We start from the raw sequence: 15,751 nt of genomic DNA, 5'->3' as shown, positions 1-15,751 counted from the left end.
GGACAACAGCGATGGACAGACAGGCTGAATGGGTGCTCGTCGCAGGTGGGGCCGGCTTCATCGGCTCGCACCTCGTCGATGCTCTGCTGGCGCGGGGCGCACGCGTCGTCGCCCTCGATAGCCTGCTCACTGGCCGCCGCGACAACCTCGCCCATCTCAGCCACGAGCCGCGGTTCGATTTCGTCGAGGCCGACATCACGGAGCCGCTGCCGCAGCTGCCGCGCTTCGAACGGGTGTTCAATCTCGCCTGCGCGGCCTCACCCCCACACTATCAGGCCGATCCGATCCACACGATGCTGACGAGCGTCGTCGGAACCCTGCGTCTGCTGGAGCGGGCGCGCAACGACGGGGCGCGCTTCCTCCAGGCCTCGACCAGCGAGGTCTACGGCGACCCGCTCGTGCATCCGCAGCCGGAGGCCTATTGGGGCAACGTCAATCCGACCGGCCCGCGCGCCTGCTACGACGAGGGAAAGCGCGCCGCCGAGACGCTGGCCTTTGATTTCGAGCGCGGCCAGGGGCTGGAAGTCCGGGTGGCGCGCATCTTCAACACCTACGGACCCCGGATGCGAGCCGATGACGGGCGCGTCGTCTCGAACGTAATCTGTCAGGCGCTCGCCGACGCGCCCGTCACCGTCTACGGCGACGGCGAGCAGACCCGCTCGTTCTGCTATGTCACCGACCTCGTCGAGGGGCTGATGCGGCTCATGGCGTGCGAGGCCGCGCCGGGCGGCCCGGTCAATCTCGGTAACCCGCGCGAGATGACGGTGGCCGAACTCGTCAGCCTGGTCGCGGAGATGACCGGCACGCGCTCGCCCGTGGTGCACCGCCCTCTGCCCGTGGACGACCCGCAGCGTCGCCGCCCGGACATCGCCCGCGCGCAGGCGCTGCTCGGCTGGTCGCCGAAGGTGGCGCTCGAACAGGGCCTTGAGGCGACCATCGCGTGGTTTGCCGGCGAAATTCGCGCGCCCGAGCAACCCGTCGCGAAGCCCCGATCCATCGGCGGACGCCACTTTCGCCCGGTCGAGGCCGCCCTTGCGCGGCAGGCCCCGTGATGGCCTCAGCACCGATCCGCGTCGGCATCATCGGAGTGGGCAATTGCGCCTCCTCCTTCGTGCAGGGCCTGCACTATTACCGAGAGGCCGACGCCGATACGGCGGTGCCGGGCCTGATCTCGCCCGAACTGGGCGGTTACCGCATCGGCGACATCGAAGTGGTGAGCGCCTTCGACGTGGCGGCGGACAAGGTCGGGCGCGACGTGGCCGACGCGATCCTGGCTCCGCCCAACAACACGCACCGCTTCGCTGCGGTGCCTCGGACCGGCGTGACCGTGCGGCGCGGGCCGACGCTGGACGGGATCGGCCGCTACCTTCAGGGCATCATCGCTGAATCGGACGAGCCGGTTTCCGACGTGGTGGCGGAGTTGCAGCGCAGCCGCACGCAGGTGCTGCTCTCCTACTTGCCGGTCGGCTCGCAAGCGGCGGGCGAGTTTTATGCCCACTGCGCGCTGGAGGCCGGCTGTGCCCTCGTGAACTGCATCCCGGTCTTCATCGCCTCGGATGCCGGCTGGCGGAAGCGTTTCGAGGAGCGGGGCCTGCCGATCGTCGGCGACGACATCAAGAGTCAGGTCGGCGCCACCATCGTGCACCGGATGCTGGCCAATCTTCTGCGCGAGCGCGGCGTGAAACTGGAGCGTACCTACCAACTCAATTTCGGCGGTAATGCCGACTTTCTCAACATGCTGGAGCGCGAGCGGCTGGAATCGAAGAAGCTTTCCAAGACCCGTGCGGTGACGAGCCAGCTTGCCACGCCGCTGGCAGACGGCGACATCCATGTCGGCCCGAGCGACCACGTGCCCTGGCTCGAAGACCGCAAATGGGCGCAGATCCGGCTGGAGGGCACCGGCTTCGGCGGTGTGCCCCTCAATATCGAACTGAAGCTGGAGGTCTGGGACTCGCCCAATTCCGCGGGTGTCGTCGTGGACGCCGTGCGCTGTGCCCGCATCGCACTCGATCGCGGTATCGGCGGCGCGCTGCTTGGGCCTTCGGGCTGGTTCATGAAGTCGCCGCCGGTCCAGTTCACCGACGCCGAGGCGCATGCGCGCACGCTCCGCTTCGCCGCGGGCGAGGCGGAGGAGCCCGCCGCCCGATGAGGCGGGTCTTTCTCGTGCGCCATGCGAGCCACGACCGGCTCGGGAAGGTGCTGTGCGGGCGAATGCCCGACGTTTCGTTGAGTGCGCAGGGGCGGGCCGAAGCGGAGGCGATGGCGACCGCGCTCGTGCGACGGCTCGCTCCCGACCTCCACACATCGTCAGCCGAGCAGGATCGCGCGCCTCTCCTCTCCCTCGCGGGGAGGTGGGAGGAGCCGGAGGTGGCTCAGGACGAGGCGCCCCGGTACCCACTGCCCGCCCCTGACTCGCCGGGAGGAGGGGAGCGCACGCGTCTCGCCCCGGTGAGCGATGGGGAACGAACGCCCCGAAGCGGCATCCGAGTCTTCTCGAGCCCGCAGACCCGCACGCAGGAAACCGCCGCGCCGCTCGCGCAAAAGCTCGGCGCCGCGATCGAGACCGCCGACGAGATCGACGAGATCGAGTTCGGCGCCTGGACCGCTCGCGCCTTTGCCGAGTTCGCCTCCGATCCCGCTTGGGTCGCCTGGAACGCGGAACGCGCCACCGCCCGCCCGCCGGGCGGCGAGAGCATGGGCGAGGTGCAGGCGCGCGCCCTTCGCCTGCTCGACCGCCTCGGCCGCGAGGAGGCCCCGCCCGCGATCCTCGTGAGCCACGCCGACACGATCCGCGCCGCCTTGCTCGGCGTGTTGGGGCTCAGCCTCGACGCCTATAACCGCCTCGTCGTCGCCCCGGCCTCGTGGAGCGAGCTCGCGCTGTGGCCCGGCGGCGGCCGGGTGGTCTCGATCAACGAGCGGGTGAGCCCATGACGCGTCTTGCGACGGATGCCGCCAGTTCCGAGGCATTACGCCGGGAGGCCGACGCCCTCGGGCCCTGGTTCCACAACATCGACCTCGGCGGGGTCTGGACGGCGCCCGATCACTTCCTTGGCGATTACCCAGGGCTGAAGTGGCGTCGGTTCGCGTCCGCGCTTCCCGCCGACCTCGCCGGCAAGTCCGTGCTCGATATTGGCTGCAACGGCGGCTTCTATTCGATCGAGATGAAACGTCGCGGTGCGTCCCGGGTGCTCGGCCTCGATTCCGACGAGCGCTACCTCGCGCAGGCCCGCTTCGCGGCCAGCCACCTTGGCCACGACATCGAGTTCCGCAATCTCTCGGTCTACGATGTCGGGGCTTTGGCCGAGCGCTTCGACGTAGTTCTCTTCATGGGGGTGCTCTACCACCTGCGCCACCCGCTGCTGGCCCTCGACCTAATCCACGAGCACGTGGCCGGTGATCTCCTGGTGTTCCAGTCGATGCTGCGCGGATCGTCTCAGGTCGAGCCGGTCGCGGACGATTACGACTTCTGGGACATGGATCAGTTCGAGCGGCCCGGTTACCCGCGGCTGCACTTCGTCGAGCATTCCTATGCCCATGACTGGACGAACTGGTGGATCCCCAACCGCGCGGGGATGGAGGCGATGCTGCGCGCGACCGGCTTTACGATCGAGAGCCGGCCGGAGGCGGAGGTTTATCTCTGTCGGCGGGCACCCGCACCGACTGGGGCAGAAGCCGTCTATCCGGCACGCGGGATCAACGGGAGGGAGGGCCGATGATCGAAGCGGTCATGCTCTGGAACGAGCCCAACAACAAGTCTCACTGGGATCCGGAGATCGACCCCGACTGGTTTCTGTTCGGCGAGATGGTGAAGGAGGCCTCCCGCGCGATCCGGGCGGAGGCGCCGGACCTGCCCCAGGTGCTCGGCGGCATCTCGCCGATCGATCCAGTGTTCATGCAGCACATGCAGGCCCGAGGCGTGCTCGATGGGCTCAATGCGGTGGCCGTGCATGGCTTCCCCCTCGACTGGAACCTGTGGCCGATCCACGACTGGCCCCAGAAGATCGCCGAGATCCGCGCGGTGACCCACCTACCGGTCTGGGTCTCGGAGGTTGGCGTGTCGAGTTTCGGCGCCGAGGAGGTCCAGGCCTGGGGCTGCCGCCGCACCGCGGAGCTGCTGCGGGGGCAGGCCCCACGTATCCACTGGTACAGCCTCTACGACCTGCCGCGGGAATGGGAGGCCACCACCCGCCACCGCGAGGCGGAGGGCTCCTCCTATTACCGCCACTTCCACATGGGCTTGCTGCGCCAGGACGGCACGCCGAAGCTCGCGCTGGAGGAATTCGTCCGCTGCACTCCCGATTTCGGGCTGTGCCAGTGGTTCCACTACCAAGATCATCGCTTGGACGAAGCGGTAGCCTGGATGAAGCGCCTTGGCGTCACCTACCTGCGCACCGGCCTGTCCTGGGCCGACAGCTTCCGCCCCGACGCCCTCGACTGGTTCGACCGGCAGATGACGGCTCTGCAGGACTTCAAAGTGACGGTGACCTTCTGCTTCACGCCCGAGCATCGCGGCATCGCCGCCCACCACACCAGCCCGCCGCTGGTTCGAGAAGAGTTCGCAGAGTTTTGCGCCGCGATGGTGCGTCGATACGCGGATCGCCAGCCCGTCCAAGTCGAGGCCTTGCCGGTGCCGGAGATGCCGTTTCTCTAGTGTAAGGAAATTTTCGCCGAATCGAGTAGCTTCGGACTCCATCAATCGACCTCGTTGTGTCGGCTGCGAGCTACGGCCGCGACGGCGATCGCAAGATCAGCGCTTGGCTGAAGGCGGTCGGCTGGCGGGTCAACGACAAGCGGGTCGAGCGGATCTGGCGGCGGGAAGGCCGGAAGGTGCCGGCCAAGCGAACCGTCGTGCAAAGACCGACCCTGTACTGACTTCGAAGTCGGACCACCGCGTGGGGACCGATCAGCAGAGCTTCATATTGGCGTCGCCGAACCTCGCTCGGTCGTCCGGGCGGTCAGCCGATTGGGCTACCCGCACCGCTGAGTGCCCGCTTGAGTGTCGAGCGTGCCGCGTCGATGGCGACGGTGGCAGCACTCAAGGTCCGCGGTTCGGTTGGCTTGTTCAGGGCGTGGCGTGCGATACTGCCCGCGAGGTCATCCACCTCGCCTGCCATCGCCTCCAGACGCTCGCGGTCGGTTTCGCGGCGGGCTTCGGAGCGCAGTTCCAGCAGGCGTGCGGTGGCGACCTCGATCCGCTCGCGGCGCTGGCGCCCGATGCGCTGCCGAAGCCAAGCTGCTGTGGAGCCCAAGCCGCCCCCCAGGATGGCCACGAGGTAGATCCAGCTCTCGTAGCGTTCGATCAAGGTCTCCTGCTCGCGCTCGTAGTAGTCGAGGGCGCCCGGATGAATGGGCAGGCGGGCGCTGGTCGCGTCGGCCGTGTCCTCGTAATCCGGGTGGCTGACGTCCTCCGCGGCGGGGACCGTCTCAGCCAGGGCCGCGCGCATCTCGAACAGGTGCTGCGTCACCTCCGCGGCCACGCTCCGCGACAGGTCGGCCCGCGCCATCAGGCGGTAGGACGAGCCTACGGTCGCGACGTCCTCGGCCGGCAGGCGGGGATTGCCGCCGTACAAGGCGGCCGGCACCGTCACCGGCTGCAGGCGCGGCCGCCGCGCCAGCACCGCCGCGGTATCCGGCAAACCGATCAGCGCGACGTCACCGCCATCGCTCGCCTCGCCCACCAGGGCGACCACCCGCCGCGCGGCCGGGGAACTGGGCGTCGTCACGAGAGCCATGGCATCGATGCGCCTGTCGCGGAGCGCCGTTGCGACATCGGCCTCCTCAATCGGGACCAGCACCACCGCGGTGTTGTTCACGGCCCCGGCCGGAGCATCGGTCAGGAGTTCGAACCCGTAGTGGCCGACGAGGTCGTGGAGCAGGGTCCGGTCGGCAGTCCGGCTCGCGAGCATACCCAGCCGTTTGCCCGCCAGATCCGGGATGTCCTTGGTGCCGGAGGCACCTGGCGCGGCGACGAAGGCGGCGAGGGTCCGCAGGACCGCCAAGGTCAGGCCGTTGCCCGGCATCGCCACGTCCGGCCGAACCACCGCAAGGTCGGCCTTGCCGGCCTTCAACGCCTCTGCGCTCTCGCGCACCCCGGCGAAGGATACGACCTTCAGCCGGATGCCGAGGTTCCGCCGGGCGAGCTCGTTGGCGTAGGCCCGCAACAGCGCCGGCTCGGTGCCGCCGTTGGGGGCGACCGCGATGGTCAGGGTTGTGGGACGCGTGAGATGGAACGCTGCGACGGCTCCGAGTACGAGCAGAAGCGCCAAGCCGAGGGGGAGAAATACCTCGCGAACACTCGAAAACCCCAACCGACGCACGCACGCCCCTCGCTTGCTCTGGGCTGGTTCGGCCCTGCTGCCCAGGTGGGCGACGCGCCGCCGGTTTTCGAGGGGATCGGCCTGCCCGCCACGCGGAATCCTAACGAGACGCTTATGGGATCGGCCCCGCGACCCGCTCGAACCCTTACGCACCTTGGTACAGCTTGAGAGCGCGGTCCCGTGAGGACTGCGTGAACCCCAGACATACGATGTCGCCCACACTCCAAGTCGCCGCCATCCACGCTGACGCTTCCGCCACGGACGCCGACCGGTTCATCGTCGGTCAGGACCCCGCGGGTCACTGGGTGGCGATCGAAATCCACGGGCGCGCCGGCGGCCTGTTCCGGAGCCGGAAGGACGCTGTCGACTACGCCGAGGACGAGACCGACCACCGGCCCGACGCCGTGCTCCTGTCCGGCGCCTGCATCGAGCTGCGCATCTGAGCCTGCGGGCGATGGTATGGGGCGGCCATGCCCGGTATCTAAATCCCCCCCTTCATCAGCCGTGGGGGTTTTCAGCATCCACCCGTTCCGTCCGAGCTGGCCGCTGGGCTCCGGATGCTGCATCGACTGATCACCTGCTCGGTCGGCGCACGGCCGTTCCGGTCCTCCCCAATGAGCGCGCGACCACTGCCGAATCGAGGAACGCGTCGAGGGACATCGTGCCGGTCGATGACGTTCGGAGATCGCCATCAAGGGCCTGCCTCCGTCACGGCCGGCTTGCCGTCCTTCGCCGCGCGCAGCTTGAGGTTCAGTTCGTCGTCCGGAGCCCGCAGGCGATAGCCGACGCCGGTCTCGGTGAGAAGGATGCGCGGCCGCTCCGGATCGGCCTCCAGCTTCTGCCGGAGCTGGCGCATGTAGACGCGCAGATACTGTGGGTCCGACGAGACCGAGACCTCATGCATGAGCTGGGCGTGGGTGAGCACCTTGCCGGCATGCAGCACCATGATGCGTAGGAAAGCGTATTCGCGCGGCGTCAGCTTCACCTCGACGTCGTCAACCTTCACGATGCGCCGGACGAGGTCGACCGAGAGCCCGTCGACCCGGAAGACCGGCCGCTCGCCGCGGGCGGCCAATTGGTGCCGGAGGGCCGCGCGCAGGCGCGCGAGCAGCTCCGCCATGCCGAAGGGCTTGGTGATGTAGTCGTCGGCGCCGAGATCGAGCGCCTCGACCTTACCGCCCTCGTCGTCCCGGCTCGACAGCACCACGACTGGAAGGCCGGGATGGCTCGCCCGGATCGCGCGGAGCAGGTCGTGCCCGCGCATATCGGGAAGCCCCAGGTCGAGGATGACGAGGTCCGGGCTGGCGCGGCCGAGCACCTCCAGGGCGGTGGCGGCGTTCGGCGCTTCCAGGATGGCGTAGCCCTGGGTGGCCAGCCCCATGCGCAGCAGCTTGCGGATCGGCGGCTCGTCGTCGATGACGAGGATGGTCGGGCTCATGCGGCGATATCCCTTGGCGTGGTCCGCGCCGGAACCGGGAGCGTCACGGTGAAGGCGGCCCCCAACCGGTCCCGGCGGTTGCCGGCGGTGACCGTGCCGCCCATGGCTTCGACGAAGCCGCGCGAGATGGCGAGGCCGAGTCCGGTCCCGGCCCGCACCCGGTCGCTCTTCCGGACGCGGTAGAACTTGTCGAACACGCGCTCGACGTCGGCCTCCGGGAGCCCGAACCCCTCGTCCAGAACTTCGATGCGCACGGTGCGGCTGTCCTGCCGAGCGCGCAAAGTGACGGTCGAGTCCTCGGGTGCGTACTTCGCGGCGTTGTCGAGCAGGTTGACCAGCACCTGCTCGAACAGGACCGGATCGAGCCTCAAGGTCGGCAGGTCGGGTGCGACCTCGACCGCGACCCGGTGGCCGGTAAGGATCTTCTGGGTCCGCCGCAGGGCGGTGTCGATGGTCTCGGCGACATCTTGGAGCCCCAGATTCGGTGCCACGGCTCCGGCCTCCAGCCGCGTCATGTCGAGCAAATTCACGATGAAGCGGTTCAATCGCTCCGATTCCTCGATGATGGTCGTCAACAACTCCGCCTTGGCCTCGAGGGGGAGGGCGCTGTCGAGGTCCCGCAATGTGCTGGCCGCGCCGAGCACGGAGGCGAGCGGTGTGCGCAAATCGTGGCTGATCGAGGTCAGCAGCGCCCGGGCGAGGCGGTCGGTCTCGGCGGCACGCTCGGCCCGGTCGAGATCCTCCACGAGGCGCACCCGCTCGAGGGCGAGCGCGCCCATATCAGCGAGCGCGTCGAGCAGGCGCCGACCTTCCGGCGTCAGGATCGGTCCCGTGCCGTCCGCATCAAGGCCGATCACCCCGATCGTGCCGCGCCCGGTGCGCATCGGCAGGAACAGGCGCTTGGCCCCGGGCAGAGTGTCGGCGCCGCGCCCGGCCGGGCGCTCGTTGTCGAAGGCCCACTGCGCCGCCGCCAGGTCGGCCTCGTCCAGCATATCCTCCGGCGGGTAGCCGGCACGGACGGCGACGGTCTGAGCATCCGGCAGGAGAAGGACGACGCGCACCCGCAGCATGGCCGCGACCTGCGCGGAGGTCGCCCAGAGCACGTCGTCGAGGGTCCCGCAGGCCGCGAGCTTGCGCGAGAATCCGAACAGCCGCTCCGTCGCCTTCGCGCGGCCCTGGCTGACCACCGCGCTCAGGCGGGCGCGGGCGGCGAGGTTCGAGACCAGCACCGCCACCAGCGTGAAGAGCAGGAAGGCCGCGACGTTGGTCGGGTCGGCGATGGTGAAGGTGTAGACCGGCGGCAGGAAGAAGAAGTTGTACGACAGCGAGGCCGCCACTACCGCGGCGAGCGAGGGCCCCAGGCCCCAGCGGACGGCCACCGCCACGACGGCGGTCAGCAGCATGAGGTCGGCGTTCTCGACGCCCGTCGACGGCTCCAGCAGCAGGGCGAGCCCGAGCCCGGCACCGGTCACGAGCAGCGCCAGGGCGTAGGACCGGGCATCGAAGGTGGCGGGCGGAGCGGCGGTGGCGACCGCGCGCCGGGACGCCGTCTCGGCCGGCGCGACCTCGCCCGGCACCACGTGGACGCTGATGTTGCCGCTGCGGCGGACGAGGTCGTGCACCACCGAGCCGTTCACCAGCTCGAAGATCCAGGAGCGTGTCGCCTTGCCCACCACGATGTGGTTCACGTTGGCGGAGCGTGCGTAGGCGAGGATGTCGTCGGCGATGCGCCGGCCGCCCGGCAGGGTGACGGCGTCGCCCCCGAGCCGGTCGGCGAGCCGCAGGGCCTCGGCCACCCGGTCACGCGCGGCCTCGCTGAGCGAGGCGGCGCGCGGTCCCTCGACCACCAGGGCGGTCCAGGGGGCGTGGAGGCGGTCTGCCAGCCGCTTGGCGTAGCGCACGAGGCCTGCCGAGCGCGGATCCTCGCTCACGCAGACGAGCACGCGCTCGCCCGCTGCCCAGGGGCCGGGAATCGCGTTCGCCCGCATGTGGCTCAGGAGTTCGTCATCGACCCGGTCGGCCGTCCGACGCAGGGCGAGTTCCCGCAGCGCCGTCAGATTGCCGCGCGAGAAGTAGTGCTTCAGTGCCCGCTCGGCGTTCGCCGGCACGTAGACTTTGCCCGCCTTCAGGCGCTCGATCAAATCGTCCGGGTTGAGGTCGACCACCTCGATGTCGTCGGCCCGGTCGAGGATGCTGTCCGGCACGGTTTCGCGCACGCGGATGCGGGTGATGGAGGCCACGACGTCGTTGAGGCTCTCGACGTGCTGGATGTTCAGCGTCGTCAGGACATCGATGCCGGCGTCGAGCAGTTCCTCGACGTCCTGGTACCGCTTCGGGTGGCGCGAGCCGGGCGCGTTGGTGTGGGCGAGCTCGTCGACCAGCGCCAGGGCCGGGCGGCGCGCCAGCAGTGCGTCGAGGTCCATCTCCTCCAGCACGGTGCCACGGTAGGGCACGGCCCGTCGGGGAATGGTCTCGAATCCGTCGAGCAGAGCCTCGGTCTCGGCCCGGCCATGGGTCTCGACAACGCCGACCACGACGTCGGCGCCGGCGGTGAGCCGGGCGCGCCCGATGGTGAGCATCTCGTAGGTCTTGCCGACGCCGGGGGCGGCGCCGAGGAAGACCTTGAGACGGCCGCGCGTCCGCTCCTCCCGGCGCGCCGCTTCGAGCAGCGCGTCGGGCGAGGGGCGGTTCGGGTCGCGGCCGGTTCCAGGCATGGTTTGCTCTTTAGCGCTTGGCGAGGTCGTCCAAGACAAGATTCAGCGCGAGCACGTTGACGCGCGGTTCGCCGAGCAGTCCGAGGGTACGGCCGTGGACCTGACCGGCGACGAGGTCGCGGAGCCGATCCTCGGGCAGATTGCGGGCCCGGGCGATACGCGGCACCTGGAACAGGGCGGCTTCAGGCGAGACGTCGGGGTCGAGACCTGAGCCGCTCGTGGTGACCAGGTCGATCGGCACAGGCCGGCCCGGGTTCTCGGCCTTCAGCGCGGCGAGGTCACCCTTCACGCGCTCGGCCAGCGCCGCGCTCGTGGGCCCGAGATTCGAGCCGGCGGAGTTGGCCGCGTTGTAGGGGGCCGGCACTGTCTTGGAAGCATCCGCCGGATCGGCGGCGGTGGTGGCCGAGGGCCGGCCATGGAAGTAGCCTTCGCCGGTGAAGCTCTGGCCGATCAGGCTGGAACCGACGATCCTGCCGTCGCGCTCGATCAGGCTTCCCGCGGCCTCGGCCGGAAAGAGCGCCCCGGCGACGCCGGTGACGGCGAGGGGGTAGGCGAGGCCCGTGACCGCCGTCAGCGCGACGAGCAGCACGAGGGCGGGACGAAGCTGGTTCAGCATGGAAGGTCTCCGGGACCTGTCGTTCAGGCGAGATGGAGGGCGGTGACGGCGAGGTCGATGGCCTTGATGGCCACGAAGGGCACGAGGATGCCGCCGAGGCCGTAGATCAGCAGGTTGCGCCGCAGGAGCGAGGCCGCGCCGACCGGGCGGTAGGTCACGCCGCGCAGGGCCAGCGGGATCAGCGCGACGATGACGAGGGCGTTGAAGATGATGGCGGAGAGGATCGCGCTCTGCGGCGAGGCCAGCCCCATGACGTTGAGTGCTTGAAGCTCCGGGTACAGCGTCAGGAACATCGCGGGGATGATGGCGAAATACTTGGCCACGTCGTTGGCGATGGAGAACGTCGTCAGGGCACCGCGGGTCATCAGCAACTGTTTGCCGATGCCGACGATTTCGATGAGCTTCGTCGGGTCGGAATCGAGGTCGACCATGTTGCCGGCCTCGCGCGCCGCCACCGTGCCGGTGTTCATGGCGACCCCGACATCGGCCTGAGCCAGCGCCGGCGCGTCGTTGGTGCCGTCGCCGCACATCGCCACGAGCTTGCCTTCGGCCTGCTCACGCCGGATCAGCGCCAGCTTGTCCTCGGGGGTCGCCTGGGCGAGAAAGTCGTCCACGCCCGCCTCCGCGGCGATGGCGGCTGCGGTCATGGGATTGTCGCCCGTGATCATCACCGTGCGGATACCCATGCGGCGCAGCTCCGCGAAGCGCTCGCGGATCCCGCCCTTCACGATGTCCTTCAGGGCAACGACGCCGAGCAGGCGTCCGTCCTTGGCCACCGCGAGCGGCGTGCCGCCGGCCTTGGCGATCTCCTCCGCGATGGCCCGGATTTCGGCCACCACCTCGGTCTCGGCGGCCGGGCGGTAGGCGAGCGCCACACTGGAGCCGCGGGTGGCCATCGGCGGCTCGGAGACCGAGGCGATGACGGCGTCGACCGCGCCCTTGCGGATCGACGAGCCTTCAAGGTCCACACCCGACATCCGCGACTGCGCGGTGAAGGGCACGAAGGCGGCGTTCAGCCCGACTATGTCACGGGCGCGAATGCCGTAGGTCTCCTTGGCGAGCACGACAATGGAGCGGCCTTCGGGCGTCTCGTCGGCCAGCGAGGCGAGCTGCGCCGCGTCGGCCAGATCCTGCTCGGTGACACCACGGACAGGGCGGAACGCGGTGGCCTGGCGGTTGCCGAGCGTGATCGTGCCGGTCTTGTCGAGGAGCAGCGTGTCGATGTCGCCGGCCGCCTCGACGGCGCGGCCCGACATGGCGAGCACGTTGAAGCGGACCAGACGATCCATGCCGGCAATGCCGATGGCGGACAGGAGCGCGCCGATGGTGGTCGGGATCAGGGTCACGAACAGCGCGACCAGCACGATCACGGGGATCGAGCCGCCGGCATAGCTGGCGAAGCTCGGGATGGTCGCCACCGCGAAGACGAAAACGATGGTCAGCCCGGCGAGCAGGATGTTGAGCGCGATCTCGTTTGGGGTCTTCTGGCGCGCGGCGCCCTCGACGAGGGCGATCACGCGGTCGACGAAGGTCGATCCGGCCGCGGCCGTGATGCGGACCTTGATCTCGTCCGAGAGCACCTGCGTGCCCCCCGTGACCGCCGAGCGGTCGCCGCCCGACTCGCGGATGACCGGGGCCGACTCCCCCGTGATGGCCGCTTCGTTCACCGAGGCCACACCCTTGATGACCTCGCCATCCGAGGGGATGAGGTCGCCGGCCTCGACGAGCACCACATCGCCGACCTTGAGGCTGGTGCCGGGCACGGTCTCGTAGGCCCGGCCCTGGCCGGTGAGCCGCTTGGCGGTCATCTCGGTGCGGGTACGCCGCAGGCTGTCGGCCTGGGCTTTGCCGCGGCCCTCGGCCAGCGCCTCGGCGAAGTTGGCGAAGATCAGGGTGAACCAGAGCCAGAGGATGATCTGGCCGGAGAAGAACAGGTCGCTGCCTCCAGTGACGAGGTCGCGGAGGAACAGCACCGTGGTTAGGGCCGCCACGACTTCGACCACGAACATGACCGGGTTGCGGATCATGGCGCGGGGGTCGAGCTTCCTGACGGAGCCGAGGAGCGCGGGCCCGACCAGGGCGGCGCTGAACAGCGATGAGGTCTTGCGGGACATGGGTTCGGGTGTCCGGAGAGGGCGAGGAGGCCCGGCGGGCGACGCCGGGCCTTGCCGGTTCAGGAGGCGGTCGCGCCGGCGGCCAGGGTGAAGGCCGCCGCGAGGACGAGGCCGCCGAGCAGCGCCACACCGAGGAGGGCCAGCACGAGGTCCGAGGTGCGCGCGGGCTTGGCCTCGGCGCCGTGGGACCGGTGGTGCGGCATCGGGTGATGGCGCGGCATACGCCGGTTCGGGACAGGGTGCGGCATCTCAGCCCCCGGTCGCGAAGGTCTGGCCGGCCGACCCGGCGAAGTGCTCGACCACCGGGCCCAGCGCCAGCGCCGGGAAGAAGGTCAGGCCGCCGATGATCAGCACCACGCCGACGAGGAGGCCGACGAACAGCCCGCCATGGGTCGGGAACGTGCCGGCGGAGGCCGGAAGCCGCTTCTTGGCGGCGAGCGAGCCGGCGATGGCCAGAACCGGAATCTTCACGAAGAAGCGGCCGACGAGCATGCCGATGGCCAGCGTGGTGTTGTAGAACAGCGTGTTGGCCGTCAGCCCGCCGAAGGCCGAGCCGTTGTTGGCGGCGGCCGAGGTGTAGGCGTAGAGGATCTCCGAGAAACCGTGCGGGCCGGCATTCGCGGGCCCGGCGAGACCGGCCGGCACCACCGTGGCAAAAGCCGTGAAGCCCAGCATCATCAGCGGCAGGCAGAGGATGCCGAGCATCGCCATCTTCACCTCGCGCGCCTCGATCTTCTTGCCGAGATACTCGGGAGTGCGTCCGACCATCAGGCCGGCCACGAAGATCGCGACCACGACGAAGACCAGCATGCCGTAGAGGCCCGCGCCGACGCCGCCGATGATGACCTCGCCGAGCTGCATGTTGAGTAGCGGAATCAGCCCGCCCAGCGCGGTAAAGCTGTCATGCATGGCGTTGACCGCACCGCAGGAGGCGGCTGTCGTGATCACCGCGAACAGCGCCGAAGCGGCGATGCCGAAGCGGACCTCCTTGCCTTCCATGTTGCCGCCGGTGAGGCTGAGGTTGGCGAGGACGCCGTGGGCGTTGGCCTCGGCCCAGTAGGTCACGGCCACGCCGGCGATGAAGAGCAGGCCCATCGCGGTGAGGATCGCCCAGCCTTGCCGCTCGTCCCCGACCATGCGGCCGAAGACGTTGGTGAGCGCGGCGCCGATCACGAAGATCGAGAGCATCTGCAGGAAGTTCGAGAGCGCGGTCGGGTTCTCGAAGGGGTGCGCGGCGTTGGCGTTGAAGAAGCCGCCGCCGTTGGTCCCCAGCATCTTGATGGCGACCTGGCTTGCCACCGGCCCGACCGCGATGGTCTGCTTCGCGCCCTCCAGCGTCGTCGCCTCGACGTAGGGCGAGAGCGTCTGCGGCATGCCCTGGGACACGTAGAACAGGGCCAGCACGGTGCAGAGCGGCAGCAACACGTAGAGGGTGGCGCGGGTCATATCGACCCAGAAGGAGCCCAGCGTCTTTGTCGAAGCCCTGGCGAAGCCGCGGATCAGCGCGACCGCCACCGCCATGCCCGACGCCGCCGAGACGAAGTTCTGGTGCGTCAGCCCCAGCATCTGGCTAAGGTAAGTCAGAGTGGTCTCGCCGCCGTAGGACTGCCAGTTGGTGTTAGTGACGAAGCTCGTCGCGGTGTTGAAGGCGAGGTCGGGCGCCACCGCGGCCTGCTCGGCTGAGTTGAGCGGCAACAGCGCCTGCAGGCGCAGGAGCGCGTAGAGCAGGACAAAGCCGGCGACATTGAACAGGACCATCGCCCCTGCGTAGCCGAGCCAAGTCTGCTCCTGGCGCGCGTCGATGCCGGAGACGCGATAGAGCCCGCGCTCGATCGGGGCGAGGGCGGGCGAGAGAAGCGTGCGCTCGCCGTCGAAGACGCGGGTCATGTACCCGCCGAGTGGCCGCACGAGCGCCAGCACGACCGCGCCGTACAGCGCGATCTGCATCCAGCCGTTGAGTGTCATGGAGGTTCGTCCTGGGGCCGCTCAGAACCGCTCGGGGCGGACGAGGGCGTAGGTGAGGTAGACGAGGAGCCCGGTCGTTACGAGGGCGCCAAGGGCGAGGTCGAGGGTCATGGCGGCTTGCCTTAGAGACGCTCGCAGAGCGCGGCATAGCCGGCGACCAGGCCGAAGAAAGCGAGGCCTCCGAGCAGGAAGACGATGTCGAGCATGGTGTTGTCCGTATCCGTTCGGTCCGCCGGCCGCGGGTGCCCCGCGGCTGGCCTGGGCCTATCCGGAATGTGGACGGGAACCGCGTTAGGGTTCGAGAGGGAAAGGAATGCGATCTTATAAGGATCGCATGAGGATCGGCCCGATTCCGGGTTCACCGCTCTTCTGCTGCGCGTGCCTGGCCGCCAGGCGGCCTGCCGCTCCTGGCAGGCGCCCGAGGCGCCGAGAAGCCTCGCCCTGGGACAGGCGGCGCTGCTGCTCACCTTCGTCGATCAGGGCGACACCGGCGAAAAGCCGGCCACGGCCGCGCGCAAGCACGGTATCGAGCTGGAGGTCATGAAGCAGCCCTCGGCCCGCCTTTGCGGGGCTGCGCAGCTTGAGAC

At 69.4% G+C, this 15,751-nt stretch carries 14 protein-coding genes and 1 pseudogene; 7 read left to right on the top strand and 8 right to left on the bottom strand.

The window, feature by feature from the left end:
• The first annotated feature begins 11 nt into the window (after window positions 1–11).
• From OVA30_RS21725 to OVA30_RS21700, 6 genes and pseudogenes are all read left to right on the top strand, one after another.
• The gene (locus OVA30_RS21725) at window positions 12–1,052 is read left to right on the top strand and encodes a UDP-glucuronic acid decarboxylase family protein (RefSeq protein WP_268176865.1); all 1,041 of its coding nucleotides are present in this window, start codon (window positions 12–14) and stop codon (window positions 1,050–1,052) included.
• Window positions 1,052–2,149, top strand: a complete 1,098-nt coding sequence (locus OVA30_RS21720; protein WP_268176864.1) for an inositol-3-phosphate synthase — start codon at window positions 1,052–1,054, stop codon at window positions 2,147–2,149. Before OVA30_RS21725 ends, OVA30_RS21720 begins: the two co-directional genes overlap by 1 nt.
• Window positions 2,146–2,931 (top strand): histidine phosphatase family protein, encoded by a 786-nt coding sequence (locus tag OVA30_RS21715; RefSeq protein ID WP_268176862.1) that lies wholly within the window; start codon window positions 2,146–2,148, stop codon window positions 2,929–2,931. The genes OVA30_RS21720 and OVA30_RS21715 overlap by 4 nt, the downstream gene beginning before the upstream one ends.
• The gene (locus OVA30_RS21710) at window positions 2,928–3,716 is read left to right on the top strand and encodes a TIGR04290 family methyltransferase (protein WP_268176861.1); all 789 of its coding nucleotides are present in this window, start codon (window positions 2,928–2,930) and stop codon (window positions 3,714–3,716) included. The genes OVA30_RS21715 and OVA30_RS21710 overlap by 4 nt, the downstream gene beginning before the upstream one ends.
• Window positions 3,713–4,651 (top strand): beta-xylosidase, encoded by a 939-nt coding sequence (locus OVA30_RS21705; protein ID WP_268176859.1) that lies wholly within the window; start codon window positions 3,713–3,715, stop codon window positions 4,649–4,651. The genes OVA30_RS21710 and OVA30_RS21705 overlap by 4 nt, the downstream gene beginning before the upstream one ends.
• 62 nt (window positions 4,652–4,713) lie before the next feature.
• Window positions 4,714–4,842 (top strand): annotated as a pseudogene (locus tag OVA30_RS21700) (IS3 family transposase); the annotation flags it as partial.
• A gap of 113 nt (window positions 4,843–4,955) precedes the next feature.
• Here OVA30_RS21700 and OVA30_RS21695 read toward each other — a convergent pair.
• The gene (locus tag OVA30_RS21695; RefSeq protein WP_268176858.1) at window positions 4,956–6,317 is read right to left on the bottom strand and encodes a TAXI family TRAP transporter solute-binding subunit; all 1,362 of its coding nucleotides are present in this window, start codon (window positions 6,315–6,317) and stop codon (window positions 4,956–4,958) included.
• Window positions 6,318–6,526: 209 nt separating this feature from the next.
• On the opposite strand from OVA30_RS21695, the gene OVA30_RS21690 reads away from it, so the two are divergent.
• Window positions 6,527–6,760 carry a hypothetical protein gene (locus OVA30_RS21690; protein ID WP_012778958.1) on the top strand — a complete coding sequence of 78 codons (234 nt, stop codon included), beginning with the start codon at window positions 6,527–6,529 and terminating at the stop codon, window positions 6,758–6,760.
• 248 nt (window positions 6,761–7,008) lie between these two features.
• On the opposite strand, the gene OVA30_RS21685 is transcribed toward OVA30_RS21690, so the two are convergent.
• From OVA30_RS21685 to OVA30_RS21655, 7 genes are read right to left on the bottom strand one after another with little or no spacing between them, the layout of a single operon-like run.
• A complete protein-coding gene (locus tag OVA30_RS21685) occupies window positions 7,009–7,755 on the bottom strand; it encodes a response regulator (RefSeq protein WP_268176856.1) in 747 nt (248 codons plus the stop codon).
• Entirely contained in the window at window positions 7,752–10,469 is a 2,718-nt protein-coding gene (locus OVA30_RS21680) for a sensor histidine kinase (RefSeq protein WP_268176855.1), read from the bottom strand. The genes OVA30_RS21685 and OVA30_RS21680 overlap by 4 nt, the downstream gene beginning before the upstream one ends.
• A gap of 10 nt (window positions 10,470–10,479) precedes the next feature.
• Complete coding sequence (locus tag OVA30_RS21675; RefSeq protein WP_268176854.1) at window positions 10,480–11,085, bottom strand: K(+)-transporting ATPase subunit C; 606 nt, start codon at window positions 11,083–11,085, stop codon at window positions 10,480–10,482.
• Between the two features lie 23 nt (window positions 11,086–11,108).
• Entirely contained in the window at window positions 11,109–13,199 is a 2,091-nt protein-coding gene (gene kdpB / locus OVA30_RS21670; protein ID WP_268176853.1) for a potassium-transporting ATPase subunit KdpB, read from the bottom strand.
• 59 nt (window positions 13,200–13,258) lie between these two features.
• Entirely contained in the window at window positions 13,259–13,420 is a 162-nt protein-coding gene (locus OVA30_RS21665) for a hypothetical protein (RefSeq protein ID WP_442786120.1), read from the bottom strand.
• 28 nt (window positions 13,421–13,448) lie between these two features.
• Window positions 13,449–15,164, bottom strand: coding sequence for a potassium-transporting ATPase subunit KdpA (gene kdpA / locus OVA30_RS21660; RefSeq protein WP_268176850.1), 1,716 nt, complete (start codon window positions 15,162–15,164; stop codon window positions 13,449–13,451).
• A gap of 21 nt (window positions 15,165–15,185) precedes the next feature.
• Complete coding sequence (locus OVA30_RS21655) at window positions 15,186–15,275, bottom strand: K(+)-transporting ATPase subunit F (protein ID WP_012778951.1); 90 nt, start codon at window positions 15,273–15,275, stop codon at window positions 15,186–15,188.
• Window positions 15,276–15,751 lie beyond the last annotated feature (476 nt).

This window comes from Methylorubrum sp. SL192 (genome assembly GCF_026672325.1).
In the GTDB taxonomy this organism is placed as follows: Bacteria; Pseudomonadota; Alphaproteobacteria; order Rhizobiales; family Beijerinckiaceae; genus Methylobacterium; species Methylobacterium extorquens.
This window is presented reverse-complemented; position numbering and strand designations above follow the sequence as displayed.

Coding starts and splice junctions, on each gene's coding strand:
- OVA30_RS21725 (WP_268176865.1), top strand. CDS start 12: ATGGACAGACAGGCTGAATGGGTGCTCGTCGCAGGTGGGGCCGGCTTC.
- OVA30_RS21720 (WP_268176864.1), top strand. CDS start 1,052: ATGGCCTCAGCACCGATCCGCGTCGGCATCATCGGAGTGGGCAATTGC.
- OVA30_RS21715 (WP_268176862.1), top strand. CDS start 2,146: ATGAGGCGGGTCTTTCTCGTGCGCCATGCGAGCCACGACCGGCTCGGG.
- OVA30_RS21710 (WP_268176861.1), top strand. CDS start 2,928: ATGACGCGTCTTGCGACGGATGCCGCCAGTTCCGAGGCATTACGCCGG.
- OVA30_RS21705 (WP_268176859.1), top strand. CDS start 3,713: ATGATCGAAGCGGTCATGCTCTGGAACGAGCCCAACAACAAGTCTCAC.
- OVA30_RS21690 (WP_012778958.1), top strand. CDS start 6,527: ATGTCGCCCACACTCCAAGTCGCCGCCATCCACGCTGACGCTTCCGCC.
- OVA30_RS21685 (WP_268176856.1), bottom strand. CDS start 7,755: ATGAGCCCGACCATCCTCGTCATCGACGACGAGCCGCCGATCCGCAAG.
- OVA30_RS21680 (WP_268176855.1), bottom strand. CDS start 10,469: ATGCCTGGAACCGGCCGCGACCCGAACCGCCCCTCGCCCGACGCGCTG.
- OVA30_RS21675 (WP_268176854.1), bottom strand. CDS start 11,085: ATGCTGAACCAGCTTCGTCCCGCCCTCGTGCTGCTCGTCGCGCTGACG.
- kdpB (WP_268176853.1), bottom strand. CDS start 13,199: ATGTCCCGCAAGACCTCATCGCTGTTCAGCGCCGCCCTGGTCGGGCCC.
- OVA30_RS21665 (WP_442786120.1), bottom strand. CDS start 13,420: ATGCCGCGCCATCACCCGATGCCGCACCACCGGTCCCACGGCGCCGAG.
- kdpA (WP_268176850.1), bottom strand. CDS start 15,164: ATGACACTCAACGGCTGGATGCAGATCGCGCTGTACGGCGCGGTCGTG.
- OVA30_RS21655 (WP_012778951.1), bottom strand. CDS start 15,275: ATGACCCTCGACCTCGCCCTTGGCGCCCTCGTAACGACCGGGCTCCTC.